The sequence below is a fragment of the Paenimyroides viscosum genome, assembly GCF_003858535.1.
GTDB lineage: Bacteria > Bacteroidota > Bacteroidia > Flavobacteriales > Flavobacteriaceae > Flavobacterium > Flavobacterium viscosum.
In genome coordinates this window covers 1-17,123 of record NZ_RQTJ01000008.1, presented here as the reverse complement: position 1 = coordinate 17,123, position 17,123 = coordinate 1, and the positions used below count along the sequence as shown (strand labels likewise).

Sequence of the window (17,123 nt, the reverse complement as noted above, 5' to 3'; positions counted from 1 at the left end):
CAAACCTTTTTAGAAAAGATGTAAAACCTCACGCGCCAAATGTAAGTATCTTTACATAAATAATTAGCGTATGAAAACTCGATATAAAATAAACGAAATGACGTGCAGCGGCTGCCAAGCCAAAGTTACCGAAGCATTACAAACTGTTGCTGACAAAGTTGAAGTCCGTCTGAATCCTGCCGAAGCAGTTGTAGAATCGAACAAACCAGTTACTTTAGAAAATTTACAGCATGCACTTTCTAACAAAGGTCCGTACACTATTCAGGAAATTATAGTTAATGCAGACGGAACGGAAACGTTTTCTGAAGTTGCACATCATGCCGTACACAATCACAACAATCATAACGAACCACCAAAACAGTTAGAGCATCTAGCTGGTAAATATTATTGCCCCATGTTGTGCGAAGGCGATAAGGTTTACGACAGTAATGTAGGTTGCCCTGTTTGCGGAATGGATTTGGTACAAATTGGCGGATCAACCAATAATAACGATGAACTGAATCATCTGAAAAAACTGTTGATACAATCAGCATTCATAACTATTCCCGTGTTTTTTATTGCTATGTTTGGTATGAGTCATGATAGCTTTATCTACAAAATAATTCCTTTTAACGTTGCACTTTGGTTGCAGTTTATTGGAACAACCGCAGTTTTATTTTTAGGCAGAAAATATTTAAAACGCGCGTATGTTTCTTTTAAAACATGGCATTTAAACATGTTCAGTTTAATTGGTTTAGGTGCGGTTGCAGCTTATGTTTTCTCGGTTTACGTACTTTTAAATCCGCATACATTTCACGCAAACGATCATTTACCTATTTATTTTGAAAGCGTTGCCGTGATTTTTACGCTAATGATTTTAGGACAATGGTTAGAAGCTCGAGCCCATCAGAAAACAAAATCATCGTTAGAACATCTATTGAATCTTGTTCCTCAGAAAGCCACCATCTTAATCAACGGAAATGCGACAGAAATTGATATTGATAAAGTTCAGATCAATGATGAATTGTTGGTTAAACCCGGTGAGAAAATTCCTGTTGACGGTATCATTCTATCCGGAAAAACATCGGTAAACGAAGCATTATTAACGGGCGAACCTTTACCGGTAAATAAAAAAGAAAACGATGAGGTTTTGGCAGGAAGTATCAATACCGATCAATCGTTTACCATGAAAGCAACCCGAATTGGCCAAACAACAACCATTGCGCAGATTATTGAAATGGTAAATAAAGCGAGTCTTTCGCGCGCACCAATTCAACGTTTAGCCGATAAAATTTCGGGTTATTTTGTACCTATCGTTGTTTTAATTGCGGTTTGCACCTTTTTTTACTGGGGATTTGTTTCAACCGAAGCATCACTTTTATTCGGTTTGCAAAACGCCATTTCGGTATTAATCATCGCTTGTCCGTGTGCATTGGGATTGGCAACTCCGGTTTCTATTTCGGTTGGAATTGGCAAAGGAGCTGAATACGGAATCCTGATAAAAAAAGCTGAAGCGTTGGAATTGCTACAAAAAACCAATGTAATTATTACCGATAAAACCGGAACGTTGACCGAAGGAAAACCATCGTTAGAACAGATCATTCCATTAAAAGATTTTTTAGAAGAAGAATTGATCAAAATTACTGCCGATTTAAATGCAAGTAGCGAACACCCGATTGCTAAAGCGTTTACCGATAAAGCAAAAGAACGAAATATCGACTTTAAACCATTGAAAATGGTGGCGAATATTCAAGGAAAAGGTATGCAAGGAATGGTCGATGGAAAAAAAGTATTTTTAGGTAATGAAGCATTACTAAATCAAAATCAGTTAGAAATAGTAACAGAAATTAAATCAAAAGTAACCGAAATTCAAAATCAAGGGAAAACGGTTTCTTACATCGCTATAAATAAGGAATTGGTTGGTTTGGCAGTTATACACGATGCAGTAAAACCCGAAGTAAAAGAAACTATAGCGTACCTTCATTCAAAAAACATAAAAATCATCATGTTAACCGGCGATCATCAGCTAACGGCAAATGCCATTGCAAAACAAGTGGGAATTGACGAAGTCTTTGCACAACAGCTCCCAGAAGATAAATTAGCAATGATTGAATCGATCCAAAAAGAAGGAAAAATTATTACCATGATTGGCGACGGAATTAACGATGCACCCGCATTGGCAAAAGCCCATGTTGGTATTGCAATGGGCAACGGATCAGATTTGGCGCAGGATTTTGCAAAAATCACACTGCTAAATAGTTCGTTTGCCAACCTAAAAAAAGCATACAATTTAAGCGAACGTGTTATGAAAAATATTCAGCAAAACCTGTTTTTTGCCTTTATTTACAATATCATTGGTATTGCGGTTGCTGCTGGAGTGCTGTATTATGCAACCGGAATGCTGCTTTCGCCTATGATTGCTGCTTTGGCAATGTGTTTAAGTTCGGTTTCGGTTATTGGAAATGCGGTGCGTTTACGAAATGTAAAATTATAAAATCAATAAAATTGTTAATCGTTTAAAATTGATGTATTTTCGCTTTGTAAAAAATAATATCAATCAATAATATGAAACAAGTACCTTTAAATGACGTTCACGTTGCTTTAGGAGCAAAAATGGTTCCTTTTGCAGGATACAATATGCCTGTTCAATACGAAGGCGTTAATATTGAACATGAAACGGTAAGAAACAGCGTGGGTGTTTTTGATGTATCGCACATGGGATTATTTAAAATTTCGGGAGATAAAGCTTTAGATTTGGTTCAAAGAGTAACAAGTAACGACGCTTCTGTTTTGGTTCCTGGAAAAGCACAATACAGCTATTTACCTAATGATAAAGGTGGAATTGTCGATGATATTATTACTTATAAAGTTAGCGATAATGAGTATTTAATGGTTGTAAATGCATCTAACATCGATAAAGATTTTGAATGGATCGCTTCGAACAACTCAATGAATGCTGCGTTTGAAAACTTATCAGATCAATATTCACTATTGGCAATTCAAGGTCCAAAAGCTAACGAAGCTATGCAAGCTATAACAAATGTTGATTTAGCAAACTTAAAGTTTTATACGTTTGAAGTAGGAACTTTTGCAGGCAAAGAAAACGTGATTGTATCTGCAACAGGTTATACAGGATCGGGCGGAATTGAAATTTATGCTAAAAACGAAGACATTGTTCATATTTGGAACGAAGTTTTGAAAGCTGGTGAATCATTCGGAATTAAACCAATTGGTTTAGCTGCGCGCGATACCTTGCGTTTAGAAATGGGATACTGTTTATACGGTAACGAAATTAACGATACCACTTCACCAATTGCAGCAGGTTTAGGTTGGGTTACCAAATTCACAAAAGATTTTGTAAACAGCGAAAACATTAAAGCCGACAAAGAAAACGGTGTTGCAACCAAATTAATAGGTTTTGAATTGATTGAACGTGGAATTCCACGTCACGATTACGAAATTGTTGATGCAGGCGGAAACGTAATTGGTCATGTAACATCAGGAACACAATCTCCATCTTTAAACAAAGGAATTGGTTTAGGTTATGTAAACAAAGAATTTGCAAAAGAAGGAACCGAAATTTTTATCCGCATCCGTAAAAACGATGTAAAAGCACAAGTTGTTAAAACTCCTTTTTATAAAAAATAATCGGTTTTTTCGATTCTAAAAACGAAGCTGAATGGCTTCGTTTTTTCATTCATTTAAAATTCAAAAAAAAAGTGTTTTTTTTTTATTAAAAACTCAATTTAGTTAATTTTGCAACAAATAAAAAAAATAAATAGAAATGGGAAGAGCATTTGAATTTAGAAAAGCTAGAAAAATGAAACGTTGGTCTGCAATGGCAAAAACGTTTACGCGTATTGGTAAAGATATCGTTATGGCTGTTAAAGAAGGTGGTCCTAGCCCTGAAACAAATGCCCGTTTACGTGCTGTTATGCAAAATGCAAAAGCTGCTAACATGCCTAAAGAAAACGTTGAACGTGCAATTAAAAAAGCATCAGATAAAGATACTGCCAATTATAAAGAGGTTTTATTTGAAGGATACGCACCTCACGGAATTGCCGTATTAATTGAAACTGCAACAGATAACAACAACAGAACGGTTGCAAACATTCGTTCTTATTTTAATAAATGTAACGGAACAATGGGTACACAAGGTTCTGTTGATTTTATGTTTGATCATACTTGTAACTTTAGAATTGCAAAAGTTGAAGGTTTAGACCTAGAAGAATTTGAATTAGAACTGATTGATGCCGGTGTTGATGAAATTTTTGAAGACGAAGACGGAATTTTAATTTACGCTCCGTTTAGTAGTTTTGGATCTATTCAAAAAGAATTAGAAGAACGTAATATGGATATTTTATCATCTGGTTTTGACCGTATTCCCCAAGTAACAAAAGAACTTACAGAAGAACAAATTGCCGATGTAGAGAAATTGTTGGAAAAAATTGAAGAAGACGATGACGTACAAAACGTGTACACCACAATGGCTTAAATATAACTAAAAATCCTCCGATTAAATCGGAGGATTTTTAGTTAACCAAGCTGGCTCTGTTTACTTCCAAAGCAATCGTGCTTTATCTAAATCTTCTTTGGTATCAATACCTACGCCGGTGTGGTTGGTAAGCACCATTTGTATGGTTCTGCCGTATTCTAAATAACGTAATTGTTCTAATTTTTCGGTCGCTTCCAAACCTTTCATTTCCCATTGTGTAAAATCTAAAAGGGCATTTTTTCGGTAAGTATAAACACCAATGTGCTGATAATAAGGAACAAAACTTTTGCCATCGCGCGGGAAAGGAATTGCTGCACGAGAAAAATACAATGCTTTTAAGTTTTGATCTACAACCACTTTTACGTTGTTCGGATTATTGATTGTTTCCAAATCAGTAGTTTCAAACATAAGTGAAGCTAAATCGATTTTTTGTTCGATATCCTTCTTAAAAATACCAATTAAGCTTTCTAGATTTTCTTTATTCACAAAAGGTTCATCGCCCTGAACATTTACTACAATATCACAATTAATATTTTCGATCACTTCTGCAATACGATCGCTTCCACTTTCGTGAGAATCACTGCTCATGACCACATTTACGTTATGCACTTTTAGTAAATCGAAAATAATCTGATGATCGGTTGCTACTAAAACTTCATCAAACAACTGTGTTGCAACTGTTGCCAAATATGTTTGAACCACAACGGGTTTTCCGCCTAAATCTTGAACCAATTTTGCAGGAAAACGTGTAGATGCATACCTTGCCGGAATTACTGCTATTATTTTTAAATTATTCATTTTATCTTTTTTAACTACCTAGAATTATACTTAACGATGTTTACAATTTTAAGATTATATAGTTTTGTTTTATATATCGTCACTTCGAGTAGCGCAACAAAGTGAAGCGTATCGAGAAGTTCTAAATTATAAGTTCTCGACAAGCTCGAACTGACGAGAATATGATAAAACTATAAATCTATGATTGCTATTGTATTAAAACTACGAAAACTATTCACTGAAAAAATCGTCGTTAAATCCTATTAAATAAACTTTTTCTTTTGCGCGCGTTAATGCCGTGTACAACCAACGCATATAATCTTTACTGATACCGTCTGGCAAATAAGGTTGTTCTATAAAAACGGTATCCCATTGTCCACCTTGCGATTTATGACAGGTTACCGCATACGCAAACTTAATCTGTAAGGCATTAAAATATTCGTTATTCTTAACCTTTTGCATTCTGCGAAACGCCGTTATTTCATCTTGATAATCCAACAAAACTTCCTGATACAGTTTGTTAGATTGTTCATACGTTAAACTTGCCGATTCGGAATGCAACGTATCCAACAAAACAATAGTATCAAACGCAGGCATATTTGGATAATCAATCATGCGGACTTTTACCGATGCAAACCTGAAACCGTACAATTCGTGATGTTTGTAAATCTGCATAACTTCCATTACATCACCATTCGCAATAAAATCGGTTACTTTTGAATCTTTCAACCAAAAATAATTATTTTTTACAACCATTATGTAATCGCCCGCACTAATTTCACTTTCGTTATCTAAAATCCGAGTTCTAATTTGCTGATTGTACTGATTCGCTCTTTTATTAGATCGAACAATAAAAATTGTTTCTTCGGATCCTTTTTTTGAAAATGCATCGGTAATTGCATCAAGCGTTTCGTATCCGTCTTGTAATCGAATAATATCTTTAAACGGCTTGATGTCAAATTCAAAAAAATCGTAAAATTCCTGCTGAAGCTGCTCACGTAATTCGGTTGCATTATATAAAATCCCAGAATCTTCTTCCTGACGCATTACTTCGGTCAATTCAATAAAATCAACTTTCATGTGATAATTCAACGCCAGTTTACTTTCATTCAATGCCGGACTTTCGTCCATTCCTACAGGTGGCAACTGCGCGGTATCACCCACAATAATCAGTTTACAGTTTTGCCCAGAATATACGTAATACAGTAAATCATCTAACAACGAACCGTGCGTGTACATGGTGGCATCGGTTACATTATCGGAAATCATGGACGATTCATCAACAATAAAAACCGTGTTTTTATGCTTGTTAGCCTGCATGGTAAACGCCATGCCCGAATTTTTATCCTTTTTAGGATAGTAGATTTTTTTGTGAATGGTAAACGCTGGCTGTTTGGCGTAATTTGATATTACTTTTGCCGCCCTACCCGTTGGTGCCAGCATTACGTACTTTTTATTTACATGCGGCAACTGATTCACCAAAACCGACAATAACGTGGTTTTACCGGTACCGGCATAACCTTTTAAAACAAAAATTTCGTCTTGATTATCGTTTAAAACAAACTGCGATATTTTTTTTAAAAAGGCATCTTGTTTTAAGGTAACATCAAATGGAAAGCTGGTTTTTAACTGCAGGTAAAATTCGGTAATGGTCATTTTTATAAAAGCGGGTTTTCACAAAGATACTATTAATCAACAAAAAAATTGTACTTTTGAACCTTATACATTTGATGATTATGTTGAACGAATCGTTTCAAAAATTATACATACAGGTATCGTTACAAAATTTTAGTTACTGCGTTAAAAATCAGGTAAACAATCAGGTTATTCAGTTTAAATCGTTTGCTTTAGATCCGTACAAAACCATTGAACAGCAGTTAGATGTTTTTTTTGATAAAGAAGAAGCACTGCAAGCCGGTTTTCAGGATGTTTTGGTTTTACACGACAATAATTTAAATACGTTTGTACCAACAGCTTTGTTCGATAAAACTTCGTTAGGAAGCTATTTGCAGTACAACACAAAGGTTTTTCCTACCGATTATTTTGATTTTGATTCGCTAACGCAACAACAAATGGAAAACATTTATGTGCCGTATGTTGCCTTTAACAACTACTTTTTAGATGTATTTGGCAGTTTTAATTTTCAGCACATAAACACCAGTTTGGTTCAGCATTTCATAAATAAATCTGCTAACAATAATTCGGTTGAATTTTTTGTGCACGTAGCTGAAAATCATTTTGAAATAGTATTGCTTCAAAACAAAAAACTGCTGCTTTTTAACAGTTACGAGTATCAAACCCAAGAAGATTTTATCTACTATATTTTATTTGTATTTGAACAGTTACAGCTAAACACGCAAACGCAAATTGTGAAACTGTACGGCAATATTTCGCCCGAAAGTGATTTATACCAAATTGTCTACAAATTTATTAGAAACGTAGAAATTGCCAATTTACAAACCATTGCGCAAACACTTTCTGTAACCACCGAACAAGTACAACAACATTACATTTTACTGAACGCATGAGAATAGTTTCCGGAAAATTTAAAGGTCGACGTATAACGGCTCCAAAAAATCTGCCCGTTCGCCCTACTACCGATTTAAGTAAAGAGGCGCTTTTTAATATATTAAACCACCAGTTTTCGTTTCACGAATTAAAGATTTTGGATCTTTTTGCAGGAACAGGCAATATTAGTTATGAGTTTGCATCGCGCGGTGCCGAACCTATTACTTCTGTTGATACCGATTTTGGCTGTGTGAATTTTATTAAGAAAACGGCACAAGAATTTGAAATGGATATTACTGCGATAAAAAGCGATGTTTACAAGTTTTTAGAACGCAGTAAAGTTAAATACGATATTATTTTTGCCGATCCACCTTACCATTTTTCTCAAGAACAGTTTGATAAGATTTATGAATTGATTTTTGAAAACGAATTATTGCAAGAAGACGGTTTGCTGATTATTGAACATTCTAGCCAGACAAAAATGGAACACTTGGAACATTTTAGCAACAGCAGAAAATACGGTGGATCAATCTTTTCATTTTTTGAATACGAACAAGTAGAAAACGATGAAGATGATGACGACGATTTTGACGAAGAGGATTACAATAACGAAGAGGAATAGATTTCCTCTTTTTTTGTGTCAAAAAATCGCTGAACTATTTTATCCTTATTTCATAACCAAACCTTTTACATACTAAAACAACTACACATTTGTTAAATAAAAATGCTTTATAGTTAATTTTTGCTAAATTTATGTAAATTTTAAAATTTATAGCTATGAAAAAGATTATACTTTTAATCTGTTTTACAATATCGCCCTTTTTATTTGCACAAAATTTCAACATACAAAGCTTTGCCACTGGTTTTAGTAGCCCTGTTGATATTGCAAATGCAGGTGATGCTCGGGTGTTTATTGTTCAACAAAACGGAATTATACGTATTGCTCAACCAAATGGCACTGTAAATACTACTAATTTCCTGAATATCAGTTCAAAAGTTTTAAACAGTGGTGAACAAGGACTTTTAGGTCTGGCTTTTCACCCGCAATATGCCACCAATGGTCGATTTTATGTATATTACAATGCGGTAGGTACAGGTAATATCACTATTGCAAAATATACAGTGAGCACTACAAACCCCGATGTTGCTGATGTAAATTCCGAAGAAGTTTTAATGAATATATCTAAATCATTTACAAATCACAACGGAGGATGTTTAAAATTTGGTCCCGATGGTTATTTATGGATCGGAACCGGTGATGGTGGCAGCGGTGGTGACCCACAGAACAATGCTCAAAATTTAAGTTCGTATTTAGGAAAAATGTTACGTATTAATGTAAATGCAACTACAGGTTATACCATTCCAAATGATAATCCTTTTGTAGGATCAACTACAGGTTTAGATGAAATTTGGGCTTACGGATTGCGTAATCCTTGGCGTTTTTCGTTTGATACAATAACAGGAAATATACTAATTGCAGATGTAGGGCAAAATACATCCGAAGAAATAAACAAAGTTCCTGCAACTCAAGCAGGTGTTAATTACGGTTGGCGATGTTATGAAGGTAATGACCCTTACAATACTACGGGCTGTGCGGCTGCAACCACTATGACTTTTCCTGTTGCCACTTATAGTCTGGCTGGTATTTATTGTTCTATTACTGGTGGTTATGTTTACCGCGGTGCAACGTATCCCTTTTTAACAGGACTTTACTTTTTTGCAGATTTTTGTGCCGACCAAATTGGAACAATGGATGCTAACGATGCTATTACTTGGAGCTCTACTTTTTCTAATGTTTCTTTTACATCTTTTGGAGTTGATTTTCAAAATGAATTGTACGTTGCATCGGCCCAAAACGGAACAATTTATAAGATTATAGCTCCAGATGCTAGTGTTGAAGAAATGGATAATCAAAACAAAATAAAGATTTATCCTAACCCAGCGTCTGATGAAATTTTTGTTGAAGGAATAAATCAAGAAAACCTAACTGCCGAATTTATTACTTTAGAAGGAAGAATTATCTTGAATAAAAAACTAAATTCTGACAATTCTATTGATATATCTAACTTAAAAAGCGGAATATATTTTGTAACTATTAAATCTAATCAAACCAAAAAATATACTCAAAAAATTATTGTGAAATAAACATCTTCAAATAGCGACCATTTATCCAACACTTTAATCACAACTTTTTGTTTTGTATCTTTAGGTTTGAAAAAATCTTATTATGAAAAAATCTTTGCTCATTATTACTTTTCTAGCAACCTTAACTACAATGGCTCAAGAAATTAAAAAAATATCTTATTTTGATAACTCCGTAAAGCATCAAGCTGAAACAATTATTATAAAGCAAAATGCACCTGCTGTTTTAATTCTTCCTGCCTGGATGGGAATCGATGACGAATCGCGTACTGCAGCTAAAGATTTAGCTAACCAAGGATACAATGTACTTATTGCTGATATATACGGCAGTGTTGATACTCCGACAGATATGGAATCGGCAAAGAAAATATCGAGCTTTTATAAAGAAAATCCAGATAAATTCATACAAAAAATTCAATTGGCATTAAATGAACTTATAAAATTGGGGGCTAATAAAGACAAAATAGCCGTTATTGGATATTGCTTTGGTGGCACTGGAACACTTGAAGCAGCCCGTGCGAATATGCCTTTTACGGGTGTAGTTTCTATTCACGGTGGGTTAAAAAAAGTCGATAGAAGATATAACACCATTTTACCTAAAGTTTTAGTGATCCATCCGGCAGAAGATGCTTCGGTTTCAAACCAAGACATTGATTTATTTATGGACGAAATGCGCAAGAGCAGTGCCGACTGGCAATTTTTCAATTATGGTAACAGCAAACATACCTTTACAAATCCGCAATCAAAAGATTATAATGCGTTAATGACCGAACGTGCATGGAAACATGTGAAATTGTTTCTAAAAGAAGTATTAAAATAAAAAAGTAGACCTATAAGCCGGGTTCTGTAAAAGACGAATCTTTTCCTTATCATTTATCTATACTTTCAATTACTCAAAAGTTCTATCTGCCTACCCTCCAACTTGCGCGAGCAGCACTTAACGTTGGTTTACATGGCATTTCACCGAATAGAGTTTACCTGGTTTCACTACAGCCGAACTGTACATACTTTCTGTTGCACTTGTCCTCACCTCACGGCGGACGGGCGTTACCCGCTATTCTGCTCTATGGTGCCCAGACTTTCCTCTGACTAAAGCCAGCGATAAGGCGGTCTACTTGTTTGCAAAAGTACAGCGAAATTTTGTTTTATCCTTATAAATACACAAGCTTATCAAATTTTCTGTAAATTTGTGTAAAATGCAAACTATGTCTTTTGATAAAATCACAGAATCTGAATCAAAATACCATCATTTAGAAAAAATGAGTGTTTCAGATTTGCTTACAAATATCAATAAAGAAGATCAAACGGTACCTTTTGCCGTTGAAAAAGCAATGCCACAAATCGAAGCTGCTGTGACCAAAATTGTATCGCAATTAAAAAACGGCGGTAGATTATTTTATATTGGTGCGGGAACATCGGGCAGATTAGGTATTGTTGATGCTTCGGAATGTCCGCCAACGTTTGGAGTTTCGTATGATAAAGTAATCGGATTAATTGCCGGTGGCGATACAGCGATTAGAAAAGCAGTTGAAAATGCCGAAGACAATAGCAATCAAGCCGAAATTGATTTAAATGAATATCAGATTAATTCAAACGATTTTGTAATCGGAATTGCAGCATCGGGAACAACGCCCTACGTTTTAGGCGGATTAGATTTCTGTAGAAAAAACAATATTCCTACAGGTGGAATTACCTGTAATGATGAAAGTCCGTTGGCTTTGGCAGCCGATTTTCCAATTGTAGTAGTTGTAGGATCAGAATTTGTAACCGGAAGCTCGCGCATGAAAGCTGGTACGGCTCAAAAACTGGTTTTAAATATGATTTCTACTGCAACAATGATTCAATTGGGGCACGTAAAAGGAAATAAAATGGTAGATATGAAACTATCGAACCATAAATTAGTAAACAGAGCGGTACAAATGGTGGTAAACGAACTAAATGTATCAACAGAAAAAGCAACAGAACTAATAAATATCTACGGCAATGTACGCAATGCCATTAATAATTACACAAAATAATGGAAACACCAAAAACAGATAAAGTTAGAATATACAAAGGTTTGCAAAAAATATTTATTGCCATTCCGTTAATGTTTGTAGGTCCTATTATTATTTATTCCTCTTTTAAAAACGAAACACATTTTTTATATTATCCGGTTTTAATTTTAGGATGTTTGATATGCTTATTTTCAATGTATTTATTTTTTAAGGGTTTAAGAACCATAGTAAACGGATTATTTAACGATTAATTATGAAGAAGTTACTTTTATTACCAACAGCATTCGTGCTTTTTAGCTGTTATAACCAAGAACGAAATTGCACCGATTTTAAAATAGGAACGTTCGTTTTTGAGCAAGAGATTAATGGCGAAAAACATACATCTACCTTTATTAGAACAGATAAATACGAAATTGAAACCTACAATGGCAAAACAGATACTGCCAGTATACGTTGGGTGAACGATTGTGAATACATTCTACAAAAATTACATCCAAAAAACATGGCAGAGAAAAAAGCGGTGCAAATGAAAATACTAACTACAAATGCAGATAGCTATATATTTGAATACAATATTGTTGGCGATGCAAACAAGCAAAAAGGAGAAATAAAGAAAATTAAATAAATTTTTTAGCTATGGAAATATTATTGACAACCGATGTACTTATTGCTTTTTTAACATTAACTTTTCTTGAAATTATTTTAGGAATTGATAACGTAATTTTTATATCAATTGTAACAGGTAAATTACCCGAAGAACAGCGTAAAAAAGCAACTCAAATTGGTTTGTTTTTAGCAATGTTTATGCGTATTGCCCTTTTATTTGCCATTACTTGGTTAACGCAAATGAAAGAACCTTTATTCACTATTGATTGGGGCTGGTTTACCGCACACATTAACGGGCAAGCATTAATTTTGTTATCTGGTGGTATCTTTTTAATTTACAAATCAACTAAAGAAATTCATGAAAAAGTAAACCACATAGAACACATTACCGATTCTAAAGAAGCTACACAAAAACGTTCGGTATCTTATGCTTCGGTAATTACTCAAATTTTAATGATTGACTTGATTTTCTCTGTCGATAGTATTTTAACTGCAGTTGGTATGACGAATGGATTATATCCAGCAAATGTTGAACTATGGGGGCAACGACCTGAATTATTTGTTATGATTGCCGCAGTGGTTGTTTCGGTTGTGGTAATGATGATTTTCGCAGTACCAGTTGGACGATTTGTAAACAAAAATCCTTCGATTCAAATTTTAGCTTTATCGTTCTTAATCTTGATTGGTTTTATGTTAACAACAGAATCAATGCACTTGTCTGAAGCTGTTTTAGCAGATCAAGAAATTGGTGCAGTTCCCAAAGGATATCTTTATTTTGCAATTGCTTTTTCATTAGCAGTTGAATTTATAAATATGAAAATGAGAAAAAAATCGGTTTAATACCGATTTTTTTGTATTTTTAATAAAAAATTAATAGTTATGAAAAAATTTGTAATAATAGCATTTTTATTAGCAGCAGCACCAGTTGTTAGTGCACAAGAAGTACAGACTGACATTGAAATTGTTGACAAAGTTAAAACTGTTTTTATGACTGTTAACGCAGACCGTTTTCAAGATTTAAAATCATTTGATTGGCGAACACATTTAACAGAGGTTTTTAAAAATGTTCCTGAAGATGCAACTATTGGTATAAGAGTTAACATTATGGCTAAACAACTTACTACAGATAGTACTACTTTACCCAATAAATTATCAATCCAAGAAATAGGAACTGCAAACAAGAGAGAAGAAATTCTCCGAAGTATTGTTAGCAAAGTGCAGCTGTTTATTGAAGACGAACAGCAAGGCAATAATATTGATAAAACCGAAAGTTAACTTTCGGTTTTTTTTATATTGTTACATAGTAAACATCCGATGCGTTTCTTGGTACATTTAAAACCTCAAACCCACCTTCTTCGGGTATAATTTCAACCAAATCAAAAGAAGTGCAGCTTTTAGGCAATCCTTTAAAAATTAAAGTAAATTCTAAAGGTTTTTTAAAAGGGATCAACGTCCATTGCGGAGCAAAACTAATACCTTCCGCAAAAAGTAATTTGTATTTTTTACCTGATTGCTTATTAATTAAATAAGTACTTTTCCAAATACGTGCGGCATCACCAAAATCCATTGCGTAAATAGAACAATGAACAATTACCTGCTGTTCTTCATTTCTAGCAAGTAAAATCTCGTTTCTAAGTTCTTTACAGATTTCTACATTTAAAATCTCTTCTACCATATTGCCCATAATCTCATTCATTATATTGTAAAAATACAAAAAGCGATTCAAAACGAACCGCTTTTTTGGGTGAAAGACGGGTCTCGAACCCGCGACCTTCGGAACCACAATCCGACGCTCTAACCAACTGAGCTACAATCACCGTATAGGAGTTTTATTTAAAAAGCCAACTCTGAGCTTTTGGGTGAAAGACGGGTCTCGAACCCGCGACCTTCGGAACCACAATCCGACGCTCTAACCAACTGAGCTACAATCACCGTGTTTGTTTAACGAGTGCAAATATACAGATATTTCAATGCTTCGCAAACATTTTTTTAGTTTTTTATTTTAAATCTGCTAAGCTATTGACAGCCAAATACCTTTCTACAGTGAAACCTTCGGCATACTCGGCAAAAATCAATCTACCTAAATCTTTTGCACGATATTCTATACTTTCGGTAAAATTTTTAGTAGCAATTGGCGAAATAGGTTCGTTTGAATTTGGATTGTAAAACTGAGAATCGTAAGCCATAACGGCATCAATTTTAATTTGCATAAAATCTGATACATCAACTACAAAATCTGGTTCAATATTTTTCCATTGAATGTAATGATACACTAATTTTGGTCGCCACTCAGTTTGATGCACTCCTTCTAAAGTAGTTTCAATTCTTCTTAAACCTGATAAAAAACAAGCATCCGAAACTAATTTACTTCCCTTTCCATGATCTATATGTCGGTCATCAATTGCGTTACATAACACAATTTCAGGTTGATATTTTCTTATCATTTTAATAATTTCTAATTGATGCGTTTCATCATTCACAAAGAAACCATCACGAAAATTAAGATTTTCTCTAACAGATACGCCTAAAATTTTCGCAGCTTTTGCAGCTTCATTATCTCTAATTTCTGCTGATCCACGAGTGCCTAACTCACCCCGAGTTAAATCTACAATACCTACTTTTTTTCCTAACGAAATTTCTTTTGCAATTGTTGCACCACATCCTAACTCAACATCATCTGGGTGTGCCCCAAAAGCCAATATATCTAACTTCATAAAATATTTTTTACTGTTTTGCTTTTGTTTACCGTTTCATAATACTCATTTTCCGGATTGCTGTCTTTATTCACACCGCCACCCAAAAACAAATAAGCTTTAGATTTTTCAATCTTCATGCAGCGCAAATTTACAAACAGATTGGTGTTCTCGGAATAATCTAGGTTATTAAATTTCCATTCGCCCAAATATCCCCCGTAATATTCTCTGTTATACCCTTCGTTCGCAATAATAAAATGCTGAGCTTCCCTTTTTGGAAATCCACATAATGCTGGCGTAGGATGCAAGGCTTCTACAACTTTAAAAGCATTCTCATTGTTTGATAATTCTGCCTGAATATCAGTTTTAATATGTAACAAACTTCCTGCTTTTGTTGTATATGGTTTTGAAACTTTAACCTGCTCTGAAAAGGGTTTTAAGCCATCAACGATAAACTGAGTAACAATTTGCTGTTCGTTACGTTCTTTGTCGCCCCAAACAACATCGTTTAAATTAAAACCCGAATCAACCATTGTTCCAGCCAAAGCAACAGATTGTACTTTATTATGTTCAATCTTTACTAATTGTTCAGGCGTTGCACCCATCCACATACCAATTTCGGGATGATAAAACCAATAAACAAAAGCCGTAGGATATTTTTTAAGGAAACGTTTAAAGTAAATTTCGTAAGAATTTTCATTGATTAAAACTTCTTCTTTTCTTGAAAGAACTACTTTTTCTACTGATCCATTTTCAATCGCTTTAATCCCTTTTGAAACTAATAGAATATGGAATGATTTATCAACGTTTGCGTTTTCAAGTGATTCCTCTTTTTCAGAAAAATCAACATTAAAATCTTGATCCTCTTGAACCAACTGACATTCATCAGGATAAAAAACAACTTTCTCATCGTTTGAAAACGGAGCGAAAACAAAACAACTCTTCGTTAACTCGGTAACTTTGTTTAAATGATTTTCATTTTGAAACCAACCAAACCGAGTTGTATCATTCGGCTTTCGATAAATTACAAACGGATAATTCTTAGACAAAGCCTTTACTAGTAAATCATTCATAATTATTTAGGTAAAATCATATTTGTTAATTTACAAAGCGATATAAGCTGGTTGTTTTCATCTGTAATTCTAATTTCCCACAAATGCAGTTTACTTCCTTTATGAATTAAACTAGCCTTAGCACAAACAAAACCTTCACGTTTACTTTTAATATGATTAGCCGAAATTTCAATACCACGAACTTCATACTTATCAATATCTACAAAAATCATCGACGCTGCACTACCAACACTTTCCGCCAAAGCAACCGATGCTCCGCCATGCAGCAAACCCATTGGCTGATGCACACGTTCATTAACAGGCATTTTGGCAATCAAAAAGTCATTGCCTAAATCAACATACTCAATGTTTAAAGTTTCCATTAACGTGTTTCTCGTTAAGTTATTACATCTCTCTAAAATTTTTGCTTTATCCATAATCAAATAATCAAGCCCTAATTTACAACCTTTATTGTTATTTAACCAAGTCAAATTCAAACTCAACAACTTTATATGGGCAATCCCCTCCGCTAACGCTGCAGGTCGGGCTTTCGCGAGTCGCTTTTTGTTGCCCTTCGTCAGGCTCAGGGACCAACAAAAGAGCTCCAACAAGCGCTCTATCCCTATTGCGGTTTGATGCTAGATGTTGAATGTTGGATGTTGGTTTGCTCACGTTTAATCTCAATCCTTTTAAAATCTATGCAATCTGTGGTCAAAAAGTAAATTGCGTCGGGCTTTAGCCCGATGTTACCAAACAATGTAGAATAGGCTTTAGCCAAACATTCACACGATCACTGAGCCTGTGGTTACTAAGCATTCTAAGATAAAAACAAGTAATCAAGTAATTAATTTTACAAAAGGTTCATTTCTTTTTG

General features: G+C 34.5%; 18 protein-coding genes, 2 tRNA genes and 1 other RNA gene. 12 read left to right on the top strand and 9 right to left on the bottom strand.

What is annotated here, in order from left to right:
- Positions 1-70 precede the first annotated feature (70 nt).
- The 3 genes from EG242_RS05185 (at position 71) to EG242_RS05175 (ending at position 4,474) form a co-directional block, all read left to right on the top strand.
- Positions 71-2,473 carry a heavy metal translocating P-type ATPase gene (locus tag EG242_RS05185; RefSeq protein WP_124898844.1) on the top strand — a complete coding sequence of 801 codons (2,403 nt, stop codon included), beginning with the start codon at positions 71-73 and terminating at the stop codon, positions 2,471-2,473.
- A 71-nt stretch (positions 2,474-2,544) separates the two neighbouring features.
- A complete protein-coding gene (gene gcvT / locus EG242_RS05180; protein ID WP_124898843.1) occupies positions 2,545-3,627 on the top strand; it encodes a glycine cleavage system aminomethyltransferase GcvT in 1,083 nt (360 codons plus the stop codon).
- A 136-nt stretch (positions 3,628-3,763) separates the two neighbouring features.
- A complete protein-coding gene (locus tag EG242_RS05175; protein WP_124898842.1) occupies positions 3,764-4,474 on the top strand; it encodes a YebC/PmpR family DNA-binding transcriptional regulator in 711 nt (236 codons plus the stop codon).
- A 60-nt stretch (positions 4,475-4,534) separates the two neighbouring features.
- Here the strand turns inward: EG242_RS05175 and kdsB are convergent, their stop codons facing one another.
- Entirely contained in the window at positions 4,535-5,272 is a 738-nt protein-coding gene (gene kdsB, locus EG242_RS05170) for a 3-deoxy-manno-octulosonate cytidylyltransferase (RefSeq protein WP_124898841.1), read from the bottom strand.
- 210 nt (positions 5,273-5,482) lie between these two features.
- Positions 5,483-6,907, bottom strand: a complete 1,425-nt coding sequence (locus tag EG242_RS05165) for an ATP-dependent DNA helicase (protein ID WP_124898840.1) — start codon at positions 6,905-6,907, stop codon at positions 5,483-5,485.
- A gap of 56 nt (positions 6,908-6,963) precedes the next feature.
- On the opposite strand from EG242_RS05165, the gene EG242_RS05160 reads away from it, so the two are divergent.
- The 4 genes from EG242_RS05160 (at position 6,964) to EG242_RS05145 (ending at position 10,721) form a co-directional block, all read left to right on the top strand.
- Positions 6,964-7,779, top strand: a complete 816-nt coding sequence (locus tag EG242_RS05160) for a DUF3822 family protein (protein ID WP_124898839.1) — start codon at positions 6,964-6,966, stop codon at positions 7,777-7,779.
- Positions 7,776-8,381, top strand: a complete 606-nt coding sequence (rsmD, locus tag EG242_RS05155; RefSeq protein ID WP_124898838.1) for a 16S rRNA (guanine(966)-N(2))-methyltransferase RsmD — start codon at positions 7,776-7,778, stop codon at positions 8,379-8,381. The genes EG242_RS05160 and rsmD overlap by 4 nt, the downstream gene beginning before the upstream one ends.
- A gap of 155 nt (positions 8,382-8,536) precedes the next feature.
- Positions 8,537-9,904: a PQQ-dependent sugar dehydrogenase gene (locus EG242_RS05150; protein ID WP_124898837.1), complete on the top strand. Its 1,368-nt coding sequence runs from the start codon at positions 8,537-8,539 to the stop codon at positions 9,902-9,904.
- An 82-nt stretch (positions 9,905-9,986) separates the two neighbouring features.
- Positions 9,987-10,721 (top strand): dienelactone hydrolase family protein, encoded by a 735-nt coding sequence (locus tag EG242_RS05145; RefSeq protein ID WP_124898836.1) that lies wholly within the window; start codon positions 9,987-9,989, stop codon positions 10,719-10,721.
- Here the strand turns inward: EG242_RS05145 and rnpB are convergent.
- Positions 10,719-11,019, bottom strand: an RNA gene (gene rnpB / locus EG242_RS05140) — RNase P RNA component class A. The two genes, EG242_RS05145 and rnpB, sit on opposite strands and share 3 nt — an antisense overlap.
- 87 nt (positions 11,020-11,106) lie before the next feature.
- Here rnpB and murQ point away from each other — a divergent pair.
- The 5 genes from murQ to EG242_RS05115 are packed head-to-tail and all read left to right on the top strand — an operon-like array spanning position 11,107 to position 13,779.
- Positions 11,107-11,919: an N-acetylmuramic acid 6-phosphate etherase gene (murQ, locus tag EG242_RS05135; RefSeq protein WP_124898835.1), complete on the top strand. Its 813-nt coding sequence runs from the start codon at positions 11,107-11,109 to the stop codon at positions 11,917-11,919.
- The gene (locus EG242_RS05130) at positions 11,919-12,149 is read left to right on the top strand and encodes a DUF6095 family protein (protein WP_124898834.1); all 231 of its coding nucleotides are present in this window, start codon (positions 11,919-11,921) and stop codon (positions 12,147-12,149) included. The genes murQ and EG242_RS05130 overlap by 1 nt, the downstream gene beginning before the upstream one ends.
- Before the next feature lie 2 nt (positions 12,150-12,151).
- Positions 12,152-12,523: a DNA topoisomerase IV gene (locus tag EG242_RS05125; RefSeq protein ID WP_124898833.1), complete on the top strand. Its 372-nt coding sequence runs from the start codon at positions 12,152-12,154 to the stop codon at positions 12,521-12,523.
- Positions 12,524-12,534: 11 nt separating this feature from the next.
- A complete protein-coding gene (locus EG242_RS05120; RefSeq protein WP_124898832.1) occupies positions 12,535-13,344 on the top strand; it encodes a TerC family protein in 810 nt (269 codons plus the stop codon).
- 39 nt (positions 13,345-13,383) lie between these two features.
- The gene (locus EG242_RS05115) at positions 13,384-13,779 is read left to right on the top strand and encodes a hypothetical protein (RefSeq protein WP_124898831.1); all 396 of its coding nucleotides are present in this window, start codon (positions 13,384-13,386) and stop codon (positions 13,777-13,779) included.
- A gap of 13 nt (positions 13,780-13,792) precedes the next feature.
- On the opposite strand, the gene EG242_RS05110 is transcribed toward EG242_RS05115, so the two are convergent.
- The 6 genes from EG242_RS05110 to EG242_RS05085 all read right to left on the bottom strand — a co-directional run bounded on the left by EG242_RS05110 (position 13,793) and on the right by EG242_RS05085 (position 16,632).
- A complete protein-coding gene (locus EG242_RS05110; protein ID WP_235831872.1) occupies positions 13,793-14,200 on the bottom strand; it encodes a hypothetical protein in 408 nt (135 codons plus the stop codon).
- A gap of 46 nt (positions 14,201-14,246) precedes the next feature.
- Positions 14,247-14,322 (bottom strand) — tRNA-His (locus EG242_RS05105).
- Between the two features lie 39 nt (positions 14,323-14,361).
- Positions 14,362-14,437, bottom strand: a tRNA-His gene (locus tag EG242_RS05100).
- Positions 14,438-14,501: 64 nt separating this feature from the next.
- Positions 14,502-15,218 (bottom strand): bacillithiol biosynthesis deacetylase BshB1, encoded by a 717-nt coding sequence (bshB1, locus tag EG242_RS05095; protein WP_124898830.1) that lies wholly within the window; start codon positions 15,216-15,218, stop codon positions 14,502-14,504.
- Positions 15,215-16,270 carry a chorismate-binding protein gene (locus EG242_RS05090; protein ID WP_124898829.1) on the bottom strand — a complete coding sequence of 352 codons (1,056 nt, stop codon included), beginning with the start codon at positions 16,268-16,270 and terminating at the stop codon, positions 15,215-15,217. The genes bshB1 and EG242_RS05090 overlap by 4 nt, the downstream gene beginning before the upstream one ends.
- Before the next feature lie 2 nt (positions 16,271-16,272).
- Complete coding sequence (locus EG242_RS05085; protein WP_397258017.1) at positions 16,273-16,632, bottom strand: PaaI family thioesterase; 360 nt, start codon at positions 16,630-16,632, stop codon at positions 16,273-16,275.
- Positions 16,633-17,123: the final 491 nt, after the last annotated feature.

Bases quoted from the DNA above. Each gene is read 5' to 3' on its own strand.
- murQ (WP_124898835.1), top strand. From the start codon at position 11,107: ATGTCTTTTGATAAAATCACAGAATCTGAATCAAAATACCATCATTTA.
- gcvT (WP_124898843.1), top strand. From the start codon at position 2,545: ATGAAACAAGTACCTTTAAATGACGTTCACGTTGCTTTAGGAGCAAAA.
- EG242_RS05130 (WP_124898834.1), top strand. From the start codon at position 11,919: ATGGAAACACCAAAAACAGATAAAGTTAGAATATACAAAGGTTTGCAA.
- EG242_RS05175 (WP_124898842.1), top strand. From the start codon at position 3,764: ATGGGAAGAGCATTTGAATTTAGAAAAGCTAGAAAAATGAAACGTTGG.
- EG242_RS05120 (WP_124898832.1), top strand. From the start codon at position 12,535: ATGGAAATATTATTGACAACCGATGTACTTATTGCTTTTTTAACATTA.
- EG242_RS05110 (WP_235831872.1), bottom strand. From the start codon at position 14,200: ATGAATGAGATTATGGGCAATATGGTAGAAGAGATTTTAAATGTAGAA.
- EG242_RS05150 (WP_124898837.1), top strand. From the start codon at position 8,537: ATGAAAAAGATTATACTTTTAATCTGTTTTACAATATCGCCCTTTTTA.
- EG242_RS05185 (WP_124898844.1), top strand. From the start codon at position 71: ATGAAAACTCGATATAAAATAAACGAAATGACGTGCAGCGGCTGCCAA.
- EG242_RS05125 (WP_124898833.1), top strand. From the start codon at position 12,152: ATGAAGAAGTTACTTTTATTACCAACAGCATTCGTGCTTTTTAGCTGT.
- EG242_RS05085 (WP_397258017.1), bottom strand. From the start codon at position 16,632: ATGGAAACTTTAAACATTGAGTATGTTGATTTAGGCAATGACTTTTTG.
- EG242_RS05115 (WP_124898831.1), top strand. From the start codon at position 13,384: ATGAAAAAATTTGTAATAATAGCATTTTTATTAGCAGCAGCACCAGTT.
- rsmD (WP_124898838.1), top strand. From the start codon at position 7,776: ATGAGAATAGTTTCCGGAAAATTTAAAGGTCGACGTATAACGGCTCCA.
- EG242_RS05165 (WP_124898840.1), bottom strand. From the start codon at position 6,907: ATGACCATTACCGAATTTTACCTGCAGTTAAAAACCAGCTTTCCATTT.
- EG242_RS05090 (WP_124898829.1), bottom strand. From the start codon at position 16,270: ATGAATGATTTACTAGTAAAGGCTTTGTCTAAGAATTATCCGTTTGTA.
- bshB1 (WP_124898830.1), bottom strand. From the start codon at position 15,218: ATGAAGTTAGATATATTGGCTTTTGGGGCACACCCAGATGATGTTGAG.
- EG242_RS05145 (WP_124898836.1), top strand. From the start codon at position 9,987: ATGAAAAAATCTTTGCTCATTATTACTTTTCTAGCAACCTTAACTACA.
- kdsB (WP_124898841.1), bottom strand. From the start codon at position 5,272: ATGAATAATTTAAAAATAATAGCAGTAATTCCGGCAAGGTATGCATCT.